At 71.4% G+C, this 14,813-nt stretch carries 9 protein-coding genes; 2 read left to right on the forward strand and 7 right to left on the reverse strand.

All coding sequences use genetic code 11. The annotated features are described in order from the left end of the window. The first annotated feature begins 49 nt into the window (after positions 1-49). Both H576_RS0106685 and H576_RS0106690 read left to right on the forward strand, forming a co-directional pair. Complete coding sequence (locus tag H576_RS0106685; RefSeq protein ID WP_029150301.1) at positions 50-1,903, forward strand: HSP90 family protein; 1,854 nt, start codon at positions 50-52, stop codon at positions 1,901-1,903. After that, the gene (locus H576_RS0106690; RefSeq protein ID WP_029150302.1) at positions 1,900-4,719 is read left to right on the forward strand and encodes a hypothetical protein; all 2,820 of its coding nucleotides are present in this window, start codon (positions 1,900-1,902) and stop codon (positions 4,717-4,719) included. The genes H576_RS0106685 and H576_RS0106690 overlap by 4 nt, the downstream gene beginning before the upstream one ends. A 5-nt stretch (positions 4,720-4,724) precedes the next feature. On the opposite strand, the gene soxR is transcribed toward H576_RS0106690, so the two are convergent. The 7 genes from soxR to H576_RS0106720 all read right to left on the reverse strand — a co-directional run bounded on the left by soxR (position 4,725) and on the right by H576_RS0106720 (position 14,658). After that, positions 4,725-5,168, reverse strand: a complete 444-nt coding sequence (gene soxR, locus H576_RS0106695) for a redox-sensitive transcriptional activator SoxR (protein ID WP_029150303.1) — start codon at positions 5,166-5,168, stop codon at positions 4,725-4,727. 158 nt (positions 5,169-5,326) lie between these two features. Further along, positions 5,327-5,854, reverse strand: coding sequence for a GNAT family N-acetyltransferase (locus H576_RS0106700; protein ID WP_029150304.1), 528 nt, complete (start codon positions 5,852-5,854; stop codon positions 5,327-5,329). A 1,064-nt stretch (positions 5,855-6,918) separates the two neighbouring features. Next, on the reverse strand, positions 6,919-7,434 hold the full coding sequence (locus H576_RS16640; RefSeq protein ID WP_156888156.1) for a hypothetical protein: 516 nt from the start codon (positions 7,432-7,434) through the stop codon (positions 6,919-6,921). Between the two features lie 44 nt (positions 7,435-7,478). Then, on the reverse strand, positions 7,479-8,354 hold the full coding sequence (purU, locus tag H576_RS0106705; protein ID WP_029150305.1) for a formyltetrahydrofolate deformylase: 876 nt from the start codon (positions 8,352-8,354) through the stop codon (positions 7,479-7,481). Between the two features lie 37 nt (positions 8,355-8,391). Further along, positions 8,392-11,973 (reverse strand): thiol reductant ABC exporter subunit CydC, encoded by a 3,582-nt coding sequence (gene cydC / locus H576_RS14645; RefSeq protein ID WP_051172302.1) that lies wholly within the window; start codon positions 11,971-11,973, stop codon positions 8,392-8,394. 45 nt (positions 11,974-12,018) lie between these two features. Further along, positions 12,019-13,056, reverse strand: coding sequence for a cytochrome d ubiquinol oxidase subunit II (gene cydB / locus H576_RS0106715; RefSeq protein ID WP_029150306.1), 1,038 nt, complete (start codon positions 13,054-13,056; stop codon positions 12,019-12,021). Between the two features lie 12 nt (positions 13,057-13,068). After that, complete coding sequence (locus H576_RS0106720; protein WP_029150307.1) at positions 13,069-14,658, reverse strand: cytochrome ubiquinol oxidase subunit I; 1,590 nt, start codon at positions 14,656-14,658, stop codon at positions 13,069-13,071. Between the last annotated feature and the right edge of the window lie 155 nt (positions 14,659-14,813).

A 14,813-nucleotide genomic window follows, 5' to 3' on the forward strand; every position in this document is an offset into this window, starting at 1 on the left:
CCCCGAAGCTGTGAGCGGGAGCCTCACATCGTCGGGATACCGTTGACGCGTGGCAACCCCCTCGATCCAGCCCTTCCAGGTCGACCTCCGCGGCGTCGTCGACCTGCTGAGCCGACACATCTACTCGAGCCCGCAGGTGTACCTGCGCGAGCTGCTCCAGAACGGCCGCGACGCGATCCGCGCGCGGCGTGAGCTGGATCCGTCCGCCCCCGAGGGTGCGATCGACATCGTCCCCGCCGACGACGGCGAGCTGCTCTTCCGCGACAACGGCGTGGGCCTGACCGCAGACGAGGCCGCCGAGCTGCTCTCGACCGTCGGCCGCTCGTCGAAGCGCGACGACGTCCTGCAGGAGCGCCGCGAGGGCTACCTGGGCCAGTTCGGCATCGGCCTGCTGAGCTGCTTCATGGTGAGCGACACGATCACGGTGCGCAGCCGCTCGGCGAAGAACGCGCCCGCGATCGAGTGGATCGGCGACGCGACCGGCGAGTTCCGGATCCGCGAGCTCGGCCCCGACGAGACGGCCGCGCTGGCCGTCGGGACCGAGATCGCGCTGCGCCCGCGCCCCGACGACCGCTCGCTTCTCGCGGGCGAGATGACGCGCCGCCTCGCCGACCGCTTCGGCCGCTACCTGCCCGTCGTCGTGCGGGTGCGGCAGGCCGACGGGTCCTGGGAGCGCATCACCCGCGAGCCCGAGTTCCTCGGCGTCACGGGCGACGAGCCGTCCGAGGAGCTCCTGGCCTACGGGACCGAGCTGCTCGGATCCCGCCCCCTCGACGCGATCCCGCTGACGGTCCCGGGAACGCAGACCGAGGGCGTCGCCTTCGTCCTGCCCTTCGCGCCGCCGCCCGGGGCGCGCCAGGCGAACACCGTCTACCTCGGCCGCATGCTCGTGGGCGAGCACGTGCCGGATCTGCTGCCCGACTGGGCGGTCTTCGTCCGGGCCGTCGTCGACACGCAGGGCCTCACCCCGACGGCGTCGCGCGAGAGCTTCACCGAGGGGCCGGCCCTCGAGCACACGCGCGACCAGCTCGGCGCGGCCGTCCGCTCCTGGATCCTGCGGCAGGCCACCAACCGCCCCTGGGTGTTCGAGCGCTTCCTGGCGGTGCACCACCTCGCGCTCAAGGGCGTCGCCCTGCACGACGACGAGTTCGCCCGGGCGATCCTCCCGTGGCTGACGGTCGAGACCTCGATCGGATCCCTGACGATCGGCGACCTCGCGCGGCAGTACGAGCGCGTCCGGTTCACCGAGACGGTCGACGAGTTCCGCCAGGTCGCGGCGGTCGCGAGCGCCGACCAGCCCGTCGTCAACGGCGGCTACGTGCACGAGGCGGCCATGATGCGCCGTCTGCCGCATCTCATCGGCCTCGAGACCTCCCGCGTCACGGTCGGCGAGGTGCTCGACGACCTCTCGCCCGTCCCGCTCGACGACCGCGCCCGCGCGCAGGGGCTCGAGCGCCGCGCGACCGACGCGCTCGCCGACACGGGATGCGAGGTCACGACCCGCGGATACGCGCCGGCCGAGCTCCCCGCGCTCTCGGTCGTCGACCCCGACGTCCAGCGCCGCATCGACCGCGAGACGGCGCAGAAGGCGGCCGAGGGCGGGCTGTGGGGCGACGTCATCGGCGACGTCGGCGAGCTCATCGAGGCCCGCCGGTCGACCGACAGGCAGGCCGCCCGCGCCGTGCAGCTCTGCCTCAACTGGCGCAACCCGCTCGTCCAGCGGCTCGCGGATCTGCGCGACGATCTGGTGTTCGACCGCACCCTCCGCCTGCTCTACGTGCAGGCGCTCCTCGCGTCGCAGCGTCCCCTGACGGCGGCCGACCGCACGATCCTCACCTCCTCGCTCGCCGACATGGTCTCGCTGTCGGTCGGCATCGACGACACCGAAGAAGGCACCCGATGAACGCACCCTCCACCGCCCGCGAAGCCTTCGAGGCCCTGCAGCTGCAGGAGTTCGGACCCGAGCGCCTCGCACTCGCCCAGCGCGCCGTGCGCCTCGCCGACGAAGAGCAGGACGACGACCTCGCCTACCGCGCGCGCATGCACCTGACGGCGGCCGCGCACTGGGTCGACGACCTCGAGACGATGCTGCCGTCGTACGGGTGGTGCGTCGCGAAGCACGACGAGGATCCGCAGCGCTTCCCGATCGATCCGGGGCTCGACGGCGGCGCCGACCTGCTCTTCCAGGGCAAGTGGATGGCCGGATCCCTCAGCGAGAACAGCGGCTTCCCGCTCGCGCGCGTCGACGCGGTCGTCGACGACCTCGAGCGCCGCTTCCGCGCCGCCGGCGCGAGCATGCACGGCCTCGTGCAGGTGCGCCGCGACCTCGCGCTCGAGGAGGGCGACATCGAGACCGCCCAGGCGCTGACGATCGAGCGCGACGTGCACCCGGTCGACGACTACTCGCACTGCAACGCCTGCGTCCGGGCCAGCGACGTCGAGCTCGCCCTCGCGGCGGGCGACGACGAGCGCGCCCTGCAGCTGTGGGGCGAGATCCACGAGGGCGGCTTCAGCTGCGGCGAGGAGCCCGAGAACGTCGACGCGCGGATCCTCCCCGCCCTCGTCCGCGCGGGGCGCTCGGACGAGGCGCTCGCGACGCACGCGTCGAGCTACCGCCTCATGCAGCGCTATCACGCCGAGTCGGCGATGTTCGCGCGCCACCTGCCGTTCCTCGCGCAGACGGGCAACCTCACGCGCGGCCTCGACCTGCTCGAGGGGCACATCTCGGCCGTCGGCGCCGAGCCCTTCGCCGAGATGTCGACCTTCGGCGTCCTGACCTCGGTCGGCATCCTCCTCGACGCCCTCGAGGACGCGGGGCGCGGCGACATCGTCGTGCGCGGATCCGACGACCACGCGCTCGCCCGCCTGCTGGGGCACGAGGGAACCCTCACGGTCTCCGACATGCGCGACCGCGTGTGGGCGAAGGCCGCCGACCTCGCGGCGAAGTTCGACGCGCGCTCGGGCCACGACCGCTTCGCGAAGCGCCTCGCCGACGCGCAGAACCGCGCCGGCGAGCGCGTCGACCTGCCCTACACGGCCGCCGAGTTCCGCCCGGCCGCGCGCCCCGCCGAGCCCGAGCCCGCCGACGCGCACGGCTGGATGCTGCGCGCCCGCGGCTTCATCGACGACGGCGACCTCGACGGCGCCCTCGTGGCCGTCGACGCGGGGCTCGCGTTCGGCGACGTCCGCGAGACGCCCGCGCTCGCGTCGCTCCCGCTGTACCTCGCGATCGCCCGCGGCGACACCTCGGCGGCCGAGGCCGCGCTCGACCGGCACATCGCGGCGCTCCGCGCGGCCGGCTTCGACGAGAAGGCCGATCTCGAGGGCCGCGTGCGACTCGCGCTCTTCGGCGGCGTCGAGATCACCCCCGAGGTGCTCGCGGCGCTCGAGGCCGAGCGCTCGCGCGTGACGGGCGACGCGCTCGCCGACGTGCTCTCGACGCTCGTCGACGCGCACCGCCGCGTCGAGGGCACGCAGCTGACCGATGAGTCCGACGCCGAGCGCACGATCGTGCTCGCGGAGGAGGGCCTCGGGATCCTCTCGGACGAGGATCCGCACGTGCTCTTCCCGGGCCTCGCGCTGCACCTCGTCAACGCCCTGCTGTCGATGCACCGCTACGACGAGGCGCTCGACGCGGCCGACACGGCCCTCGGCGACCCGCGCCTCGCGGGCCACCGCACGATCGAGCTGCGCCGCCTCAAGGGCGTCGCGCTCGCCTACCTGCAGCGGTTCGAGGAGGCGATCCCGCTCGTCGACGGGATCCTCAGCGACCTGGCCGACACGCCCGTCCGCGGGACCTACGTCGCCGAGGCCGCGATCATGGCCGCGCGGATCTGCTTCGACGCCGGCCGACCCGCCGACGCCGTCGCCCGCTACGAGCACGCCAAGCGCCTGCTCGAGCGCGCCGAGGTCGACCCGCAGCCCCTCGCCTGGCCGCTCGCCGCGGCGCAGGAGGCCGCGGGCTTCGCGCAGGCCGCGCTCGAGACCTTCGAGCAGATCTACCTCGCTGAGCAGGCCGCGGGCGAGGAGCCCGCGGGCCTCGCGGTGACGCTCGGCCGCCTGGGCGGCGCGGCGCGGAACGCGAACGAGCCGGGCCTCGCCTACCGCTCGTGGAGCGACGGGTTCGAGATGGCGCTCGAGTCGGGCTCGCTCGAGCTGGCCCGCGACATCGGGACCGACCTCGGCACGCTGCAGCGCGACTTCGAGGATCCCGAGTCGGTCGAGACCTTCCAGCGCGTGCTGACGCTCGTGCGCGGCTTCGACGAGGAGGTGCCGTGGAGCGTGATCAACGCGCTGCACAACCTCGGCAGCGCGCAGCTGCGGTTCGGCGACCTCGAGGGAGAGAAGGCCCTCGACGAGGCGCTCCCGCTGATCGCCGAGTTCGGCGAGCCGGCGCAGCTCGTCGATCTCGAGATCACGCGCGGCATGGGCCTCGCGGCGTCGGGCGACATGCCGCGCGCCGCGCGGGTGCTCGCGTCGGCGGCGTCGCAGGCCGAGGGCGTCGACCGGGACCTCACCGCCGTCGCGAACCTGCACACGGCGAGCGCCCTCATCGAGCTCGAGCGCCCGGCCGACGCCGAGACCTACCTCAGGACGGCGCTCGGCAGCGCGGATCCGGGCACCTTCGTGCACTTCCACGCGACCGACCGCCTCGCGGCGATCCTCGAGGCCCGAGGCGACGCGTCGGGCGCCGCCGAGCTGCGCGCCTCGCTCGGCTGAGCCGCCTACCCGTCGGATCCGGGTTCGAGCAGCACCCCGCCGGTGCCCTCCGCCGCGAGGGCGTCGTCGGGGTTGTAGAGCGCGCACGCCTTGAGGCTCAGGCAGCCGCACCCGATGCACCCGTCGAGCTTGTCGCGCAGGCGGGTGAGGCGCTCGATCTGCTCGTCGAGGCGCGGCCGCCATTCGCGGCTGAGGCGGTGCCAGTCGCGCTTCGTCGGCGTGCGGCCCTCGGGGAGCGAGGCGAGGGCGTCGGCGATCTCCTCGAGCCGCAGCCCGACGGCCTGCGCCGCGCGGATGAAGGCGACGCGGCGCAGCATCGCCTGCTCGTAGCGGCGCTGGTTGCCGGCCGACCGCCGCGACGTGATGAGCCCCCGCTGCTCGTAGAACCGCAGCGCCGACGCGTTGACGCCGGACCGCTGCGCCAGCTGCCCGATGGTGAGATCCGCCATACCGCCTCCGAAGCTCAGGTTAACTCGAGGTTCGGCGGCGGAGGCCGGGCGCCCCGAGACTCTGGTGATGCGCCCGGACTCTGGCGGATCCGGGGGATCCGTCAGGGATCCGGCCCATCGTCAGAGTCTCGGCGCACCGCGGCGCGCCCGCCGCGGGCTCAGTGCTGGACGGCGGAGAGCTGCTCGGGCGTGAGCGGGCGGTCGGCGTAGACGAGGCGCACGCCGGGCACGCTCGCGTCGGGGCCCCGCCAGGCGAGCTCGAGGCCGAGCCGGCGGGCGACGCGGCCCGAGGCGGCGTTGTGCTCGAGCAGGTACGCGACGCGCGGGAGGGACGGATCCGCCTCCCGGGCGTGCTCCATCCCGGCGAGCGCCACCTCGGTCGCGTAGCCGCGCCCCTGGTGCTCGGGCGAGAGGCGGTATCCGATGTTCCAGTACGCGCCCTGGTGCGAACAGCCGCCGTAGCCGATGACGGATCCGCCCGGCAGGCTCACGGTCCATGTGCCGAGGCCGATCAGATCCCAGCTGCGCTGCCACCGCTCGATGTCGGCGCGCGTCTGGGCGACGTCGGTGTGCCGCCCGCTCGGGAGATGGGTCCACACCCGCGGATCGGACGAGATCGCGAACAGCGCGTCGGCGTGCGCGGCGGTCGGGCGCTCGAGGACGAGGCGCTCGGTGCGGGTGCTCATCGGCGGCCTCCGAGATTCTGACGATGCGGCGAGACTCTGGCGATGGTGGGGGATGCGGGCGGGAGCGGGCGGATCGTCAGAGTCTAGGTGCTGCTGCGGCGGAGATCCTCGGCCGAGTCGGCGTCCATGCTGACTGCTTCGCGCGGGTTGACGACGTCTACGCGGCTCTGCCAGCATCCAAAGGACCGAAACGGACTAATTGAATGCGTAAGGTATTGTGAATTCAAGGATAAGGTTTTCATCGATTGGCGTTCTCGTGGGGATAGTCCTCGTGGGAGCATCTACCGCTCCAGCGCTAGCTTCATCCGGAGTCTCGGGTTCCTCGGGCGGATCGGTCTGCAGTGTGCTCGCTTCTGATCTCAGTCAGTCTGTTGAGAGATCGCTTGAATCGTATGAGTACGTGTGTGCCCCCGATTCGGTCACTATCGTTGATTCAGATACTGGTAAGCAATACGATTATGGTTCCGACGATCTGACGGCCTCGCAAAGCGAGGTGCTCGATCGTGCTTTGGCGCAGTCACCTTCGGCTTGCTCTCTGACGGGTAAGCCGAGTCGAAAGATCGCTAATGAACGTCGTGTTGATGTCGATTCTTGTATATTTTACGGTCAAAAGAACCACCCGGTGAACGGCTCGTGGGATCGATCAATTAGGGTGGAATGGACGGTTTACCCTGGGTGGCCGTCGACAGAAAGTAGCCTGCGTACGATTTCGAGTCAAGCAGGTGTTGGTGCGGTCACGCTCTGGGGGAGCATGACATTGCAACGGCAACATGGAGTGGCCCCTCCGACTGATGTCGTAAGTGCTGTGGTCGAGTCTCGCACAGGCAGTCCTGCATCGGGGTATATGTTCACGGGGAACCCCCCCGAGCGGAGGGCAGTACGCTGTTCGCGTCGACGACCTTGAAGTGACCGACTTCGACTATTCGTTTAACCAGGCCGTCGCGTTCGACCCAGTTGTCACTCCGAGGTTCGAGTGCGATTCTGAAGATAAGCGATGCGCCTACCCCAATGGGAAGGAAGCGCCACTTCTGGGATAACTCGCTTGGTTCGCTGAAGAGGGACTGTCAAAGCGATCGGGCTGGCTCAAAATCTGTGTACTCGATAGCGAGCGTCGGCAGACGCAGTGACGTCGTGATGCGACGCGCGCGATCCACACGCATCGTTCCGGTCGGTTCCCTGCGCGGGCCCGTCGCAAGATGCAGCTCGATGCTGTCGGGATGTGAGTCGGTGCCGATGATCGTGTAAGCGTCGTGGCGCCGTCCCCAGATTGGCAGAGATAACGGGAACGCCAGCCGCACAGCGAAGGGTTCCCATGCGATCATGTTCGACGTGCGAAGAGCACGGTTGTCACCCACGGTCATCTCTCTCGTCGAGTCGTCGTACGCCAGCGTTGAGTGGTCAGTGCAGTTCTCTGCATTGAATGATGAATTGCCGGGGTCGATGTGGGCGCGATATCGTTGTGGACTGCTGTATTCAGGCTCCCAGACTGTTGCAGTGCACACGAAGGGGTGTACGCGGCGCCAATCCGTCATAATTGCAATTGCTTCAAGCAGCGTACTCGATTCTATGTGACTGACCATTGGCTCCTCCTTCGGTTGCTAAGTGAGAAATATGTCGTCTTGGCTCAGAAGACGATCGTGTGGTTGCCGTGGCGGATCACGCGGTCCTCGGCGTGCCACTGGACGGCGCGGCTGAGCACGGCGCGCTCGACGTCGGCGCCGCGGCGGCGCAGGTCCTCGGCCGAGTCGGCGTGCGTGACGCGGACGACGTCCTGCTCGATGATCGGGCCCTCGTCGAGATCCTCGGTCACGTAGTGGCTCGTCGCGCCGATGAGCTTCACGCCGCGCTCCTTCGCCTTGCGGTACGGGTTGGCGCCGATGAACGCGGGCAGGAACGAGTGGTGGATGTTGATCACGGGCACGCCGACCTCGCGGAGGAAGTCGCTCGAGAGGATCTGCATGTAGCGCGCGAGCACGACGAAGTCGACGTTGCCGCGCAGGAGCTTGAGGATCTCGGCCTCGGACGCCGACTTGTCGGGGCCCGCGACCGACGGCACGTGGAAGAACGGCACGCCCATGGCGCGCACGTCCTCGGCCGTGTTCGTGTGGTTCGCGACGACCATCGGGATCGTCACGGGCAGCTCGCCGCGGCGGTGGCGCCACAGGAGGTCGAGCAGGCAGTGGTCGTCCTTCGACGCGAGGATCGCCATGCGCAGGGGCACCGACAGATCCCGCAGCCGCCACTGCATGCCGAGCGGCTCGAGGGTCTGCGCGAGGTCGGCCTCGATGTCGGTCTTCACGGCCGCGAAGTCGGTGCGGTGGAACACGACGCGCTGGAAGAAGTCGCCGCCCTCGGGGTCGGTCGAGTGCTGGTCGAGCGAGACGATGTTGCCCTTGCTGCGCGCGAGCAGGTCGGCGACGGCGGCGACGAGCCCCTCCTGGTCGGGCCCGTTGACGATGAGGGACGCGTGGTCGGGCTGCGACGGTGTGTTCGTGCTCACCCGGACATTCTCTCGCACAGCCCGGGCGCCGGCCGACTCAGAGCGAGATGCGGGCGGATCCCGCGAGCGCCCTGTCGTCCTCGCGGTGGCTCACGAGCAGCACGATCCGGTCGTCGGTCGCGGCCCGCATGTCGGCCATCATCGCGTGGGCGGTGGGGGCGTCGAGGTGCGCCGTCGGCTCGTCGAGCAGGATCACGTCGGCGCGGGTCAGGATGGCCCGGGCGACCGCGAGGCGCTGGCGCTCGCCGCCGGAGAGCGCGGATCCCCCGGCCCCCACGCGGGTGTCGAGGCCGTCCGGCAGCTCGGCGAGGAGCGGGCCGAGGCCGGCGCGGACGAGCACGGCCTCCATGTCCTCGGCGCTCGGCGCGTCGTCGCGGCCGCGCGCGAGCAGCAGGTTCGCCCGGATCGTCGAGTCGAACACGTACGCGTCCTGCGGCGCCCATGCGATCCGCTCGCGCCACGAGGCGGGCGCGATGTCGGTCAGGGGGATCCCGTCGGCCGTCACGACGCCGTCCGCGGCGGGCAGCGCCCCCATCACGACCGAGAGCAGCGTCGACTTCCCGGTTCCTGAGCGCCCCTCGACGACGAGCCACTCGCCGGCGCGGACGGATCCGCTCACGCCGCTGAACACGGGATCGGTGCGCCCCGCGTAGGTCGCGGCGAGGTCGTCGAGCGCGAGCTCGCGGACGGGGTGCGGGGCCTCGCCCGTGCCGCGCGAGGCGGGCTCGGGGAGGTCGAGGTGCGGGTCGAGCCGGCGCGAGACCTCGCGCAGGGCGGGGAGGCGGTGCACGCCGTCGACGAGCCCGTCGAGCGGCTCGACGGCCGCGAGCGCGAGGAGCGCGACGACCGAGACGAGCGACGCCTCCGCGCCCGGCGCGAGGACCGGCGCGAGGGCGGCGAGGAGCGAGGTCACGAGGACGACGGCGGCGGATCCGAGGCCGGCCGACCACGCCGAGCGGCGCTCGTCGCGCGCGAGCCGGTCGCCCGCCTCGTCGAGCCGCGCGAGGGCGCTGCCGACGACGCCGTTGCCGCGCAGCTCGTCGGCCGCGACGGCGAGGGTCGAGGTGCCGCGGACGAGGGCCGAGCGCTCGCGGATCCGCGCCCGCGTCGCGCCGCGCTCGGGGACGTTCGCGAGCAGGGCGCCCGCGAGCGCCGCGACCGCGAGGGCGAGGAAGACGACGAGCGTGAGCTGCGGGACGACGAGGAACGTCGTGACGGTGATGCCGACGACCGAGAGCACGCCGACCGCGATCGGCGGGAACGTGCGGGGCAGCAGGTCGCGCAGCTGGTCGGAGAGCGTCACGAGGTAGTCGACGGGCGCGCCGCCCTCGAGGAGGCGGCGGGATCCGGCCCCGCGCGCCGCGATCGACCGCCACAGGCGCAGCCGCAGGGCGTCGACGACGCGGAACGCCGCGGAGTGCGTCACGAGGCGCTCGACGTACCGAGAGGCGGCGCGGCCGATGCCGAAGAAGCGCACGCCGACGATCGCGACGAGCAGGTAGAGGATGTGGTCCTCGGCGCTCGCGCGCACGATGAGCCAGCCCGAGACGGCCGTGAGCGAGAGCCCCATCGCGATCGTCACGAAGGCGAGGAGGACGGATCCGATCCCGACGCCGAGCGAGGGGCGGATCATGCGCCACAGCGCCTTCGCCGGCGCGACGTTCTCGGGGGTGAAGATCCGGTAGCGCGGCCCGCGCTCGGCGGCCTGCGCCTTCTTGGCCGGCTCGACGAGGCGGATGCTGTCGGTGATGACGGGGATCCCCACGGTCGGCGCCTTCATGGGCCGCGTCACGGGGTGGGAGGCCTGCTCGTCCGCCGACCGGACGGGGCCCGTCGAGGCGACGATGCGGGGAGCCGGCGCGGCCGCGGGCGCAGGATCGGGCTCGGCGGCCGGGCGCCCGACCCGCACCTCGGATCCCGCGAGCGCGAGCGTCTCGGGCTCGTGCGTTGCGAGGACCACGGTCGCGCGCTCGGCGCGGCGGCGGATCGCGGCGCGCACCTGGTCGGCCGACCGCGCGTCGAGGTGGGCGGTGGGCTCGTCGAGGATCAGGAGGGTCGCGCCGGCGTCGACGCGCGCGAGGGCCCGGGCGACGGCGAGGCGGCGCAGCTCGCCGGGGCTCAGCTCGGCCGTCGACGACGAGGCGACGCGCGAGAGGCCCAGCTCGCGCAGGGCCGCATCGGGGTTCTTCGCCCCGTAGAGCGTGAGCTCGTCCCACGGCGTCGACGCGAACGCGTGCGGGGCCTGCGGGGCCCACGCGGCGTAGCGCTCGTCGGCGCCCGCGATGCGGCCCGTCACGTGCGCGTCGGTCGGGAGCGATCCCGCGAGCGCGGCGAGGAGCGTCGACTTGCCGGCGCCCGACGGCCCGACGATCGCGACGATCCCCGTGAGGTCGGCCGACAGCTTCGCGAGCGTCGGCTCCTCCCGCCCCGCGTAGGTCACGGTGAGGCGCTGGAGCGAGACCCGAGCGGGAGGCTGCTCGCGCAGCGGCGCCGGCTGGCCCTTCCACGCCTTGCCCGACGCGATGTCGGACAGCGAAGGGAAGCCGGGCCTCGGGCGCGCCTGCACCTGCGTCGACCGCGTGATCGGCAGCGCGACGGGGTCGGTCATGTCGGCGACGACGGGGAGCCCGGATCCGCGCACGTCGCCGCGGCGGGGCGCCTTCAGGATCGCGCGCACGCGCTGGAGCGCCGCGAGCCCGTTCTGCGACGAGTGGAACGCGGATCCGAGCTCGCGCATCGCGTTGAAGCACTCGGGCGCGAGGATCAGCGCGAGGAGCGCGGGCTCGAGGCCGATCGATCGGTCGAGCAGCCGGATCCCCAGGACCACGGCGACGATCGCGACCGAGATCGTCGAGATGAGCTCGAGCGCGAGCGCCGAGAGGAACGCCGTGCGCAGCGTCTGCCGCGTGCGGCGCGTGTACTCGCCCTGCACATCGCCGAGCGCCTTCGCCTGCTCCTCGACGCGTCCCAGGCCGACGAGCACCGGCAGCCCGCGCGCGAGCTCGGTCATGTGGCCCGCGAGGCGGGTGAGGGATCCGAGCGCCTCGTCGGTGCGCGCCTGCGTGTGGCGGCCGATGAGGACCATGAAGAGCGGAACGAGCCCGATCGTCAGGACGATGATGAGCGCGCTGAGCCAGTCGGCCCCGAGGATCCGGAGGCCCACGATGAGCGGGACGACGGCGGCCTGGATCATCGCGGGGAGGCTCGTCGTGTAGTAGTCGTCGAGGTCGTCGAGCCCGTCGGTCGCGAGCACGGCGACCGAGCCCTCGTCCTCGCCGGCGTCACGCCCCGCGATGCGGTTCCAGAGCCCGTCGCGCAGCGTCGTCTTGACGCGGATCGCGATGTTGCGCGCGACGACCTGGGTGCCCCAGGCGGCGACGCCCCGGAGGAGGGCCCCGCCCGCGCCGAGGAGGGTGACGACCGGGATGTCGAGCGATCCCGCCGCAAGCCCCCCGATGCCCGCCGCGACGGCGCCGGCGACGAGCACGAGGCCGCCCCCCTTGAGCGCCGACGCGATTCCGAGGAACAGCAGCAGCACCGGGGGGACGGGCCCGAGCTCGGGGCGCACCCGCTCTTCCTTCGGCCGCTCTGCCTCGGTCTGCCACGGATCCGTGCTCATGATGCTTCCTTGTCTACCCGACTTTCGCGCCGGGGCCTCCCCGACCTACCGCGCGCGGAGCACGGCGGGCAGCACCATGTGCGCGTCGGGGATCATCCCCGGCGTGAGGCGCTGGCGGAAGATCCAGTACGACCAGGCCTGGTACGCGATCACGAGGGGCAGGCCGATGCAGGCCGCGATCGTCATGATCCGCAGCGTGTAGGCGCTGCTCGAGGCGTTCCAGACGTCGAGGTCGAAGGCGGCCGAGATCGTCGAGGGCAGGACGTCGGGGAACATGCCGGCGAAGACCGCGCCCGCGCCCGCGACGAGGAACGCGGCGTAGCCCGCGAACGCCCATCCGTCGCGCCGGCGCCCCGCGGCGACGGCACCGAGGACGGCAGCGACGACCGCGACGGCGACGAGCGACCACGACAGCGCGGTGCCGCCGTGCTCGAGCTGGACCCAGACGGCCCAGACGGCCGCGGGAAGGATGAGGGCGAGGCCCCAGCGCGCCGCGAACCGGCCCGCGCGCTCGCGGATCGCGCCCTCGGTCTTGAGCGCGAGGAAGGTCGCGCCGTGCAGCAGCGCGAAGCACACGACGGCGAGGCCGCCGATGATCGCGGGCCAGGTGAGCCAGACGAAGGGGCCGCCGACGCGGTCGCCGTTGGCGTCGATCGGGAGGCCCGTCGAGGTCACGCCGAGCATGGCGCCCACGCAGAAGGCGACGACGAGGGATCCGATCCCCAGGGTCCACGTGAAGAACCCGGCCCAGCGATCCGAGTGCACCTTGCCGCGGAACTCGATCGACACGGCGCGGGCGATCAGCGCCACGAGCGTGATCGTGAGCGGCACGTAGAGCGTCGAGAACAGCGACGCGTACCAGAGGGGGAACGCCGCGAATGTGCCGGCGCCCGCCGTGATGAGCCACACCTCGTTGCCGTCCCACACGGGGCCGATCGTGTTGAGCATCGTGCGGCGCTCGCGCTCGCTGCGGGTCGAGAACAGCATGTGCATGCCGACGCCGAGGTCGAACCCGTCGAGGGCGAGGAACCCGATCCACAGGACGGCGATGGCGAAGAACCAGACGACAGGGAGAACGTCCATGATCTGTGCCTCTCAGTACGCGAAGGCGAGAACGTCGTCTCGCTTGTCGGCGGGCGGGGTGGGGGAGTCCGGATCGTCGGGGCCGTGCGGATGCGCGAGCTCGGGCATCGCGCTCGCGGTCCCGCCCCGGACGTACTTCACGAGCAGGAAGATCTCGAGGACGCCGATGACGGCGTACACGGCGCTGAGCGCGATCGTCGAGAACAGCAGCTCGCCGGCCGTGACGCCGGGCGAGACGGCCGCGGCGGTGAACATGTAGACCCCGTCGACGCCCGAGGAGTCGGGGTTGGGCGCCACGACGAACGGCTGCCGGCCGATCTCGGTGAAGATCCACCCGGCGCTGTTCGCGGCGAACGGCGCGACGATGCCGAGGATCGCGAGGCGCATGATCCAGGGGCTGCGCGGCACGGTGCCCTTGCGGGTGAGCCAGACGGCGACGACGGCGCCGAGGGCGGTCACGCCGCCGAGGCCGATCATGAGGCGGAAGCCCCAGTAGGTGACCCAGATCGGCGGCACGTAGCGGATCTCGCTTCCGGCGCGGTCTCCGTAGAGCGCGTCGTCGGGGATCGTCTCGCCGTACTGGTCGACGTACTGCGTGTGCACGTCGTTGATGCCGGGCATCTCGGCGCCCCACTCGCCCGTCCCGAGGAAGCCGAGCGCGCCCGGGACCTCGATGAGGGTGATGACGTCGTCGCAGTCGGTCGAGCCCGGGTCGCCGAGCGAGAGGACCGAGAAGTCGGAACCCGTGTGGCACGCGGCCTCGGCCGCGGCCATCTTCATGGGCTGCTGGTCGTACATGAGCTTGCCCTGCGCGTCGCCCGTGATGACGGTCGCGCCGAAGCCGATGACGGCGAGCACGGCGCCGATGCGCAGCGACGTGATCCAGACGCCGTGGTCGGTCCTGTCGCGACCCCGCACGGCGATGTTCTCGCCGATGACGACGCGGTTCTTCTCGTCGACGGTGTCGATGCCGTCGTGGCGGCGGCGCCACAGGTGGTACCAGGAGATGCCGATGAGGAACATGCCGGCGACGACGACCGATCCGGCGAGCGTGTGCGAGTAGGCGGCGAGGGCCGTGTTGTTCGTGAGGACGGCCCACACGTCGGTCATGACGGGGCGGCCGTCGACCATCTCGACGCCGACGGGGTGCTGCATCCAGCTGTTCGCGACGATGATGAAGAACGCCGAGATCCAGGATCCGACGACCGCGAGCCAGAGCGCCGTGAGATGGACGCCCTTGCGGATCCGCCCCCAGCCGAAGATCCAGATGCCGAGGAAGGTCGACTCGACGAAGAAGGCGAGGAGGCCCTCGAGCGCCAGGGGGGCGCCGAAGACGTCGCCGACGAAGCGCGAGTACTCGCTCCACGCCATGCCGAACTGGAACTCCTGCACGAGGCCCGTGGCCACGCCGACGATGAAGTTGATGAGGTAGAGCTTCCCCCAGAACTTCGTCATGCGCAGCCACTTCTCGTCGCCCGAGCGGACCCAGGCGGACTGCATGATCGCGACGGTCAGGCCGAGCCCGATCGTCAGCGGAACCATCAGGAAGTGGTAGACGGTCGTGATGCCGAACTGCCACCGTGCGATGTCGAGGACGTCCACGCTCGGTCTCCTTAACTCAGGCGAAGTCGATGACTTCTACACAGTGTAGAACCATTTCTACGCAACGTAGAACTATTTCGACAGCTTGTAGATATTCGCTTCGACGTGGCGTAGAATCGGGGGGATCCCCTCGGGGACGTACCACGAAGGAACAG

This window comes from Microbacterium indicum DSM 19969 (assembly GCF_000422385.1).
GTDB lineage: Bacteria > Actinomycetota > Actinomycetes > Actinomycetales > Microbacteriaceae > Microbacterium > Microbacterium indicum.

Coding starts and splice junctions, on each gene's coding strand:
- H576_RS0106690 (WP_029150302.1), top strand. CDS start 1,900: ATGAACGCACCCTCCACCGCCCGCGAAGCCTTCGAGGCCCTGCAGCTG.
- soxR (WP_029150303.1), bottom strand. CDS start 5,168: ATGGCGGATCTCACCATCGGGCAGCTGGCGCAGCGGTCCGGCGTCAAC.
- H576_RS0106700 (WP_029150304.1), bottom strand. CDS start 5,854: ATGAGCACCCGCACCGAGCGCCTCGTCCTCGAGCGCCCGACCGCCGCG.
- H576_RS16640 (WP_156888156.1), bottom strand. CDS start 7,434: ATGGTCAGTCACATAGAATCGAGTACGCTGCTTGAAGCAATTGCAATT.
- cydC (WP_051172302.1), bottom strand. CDS start 11,973: ATGAGCACGGATCCGTGGCAGACCGAGGCAGAGCGGCCGAAGGAAGAG.
- cydB (WP_029150306.1), bottom strand. CDS start 13,056: ATGGACGTTCTCCCTGTCGTCTGGTTCTTCGCCATCGCCGTCCTGTGG.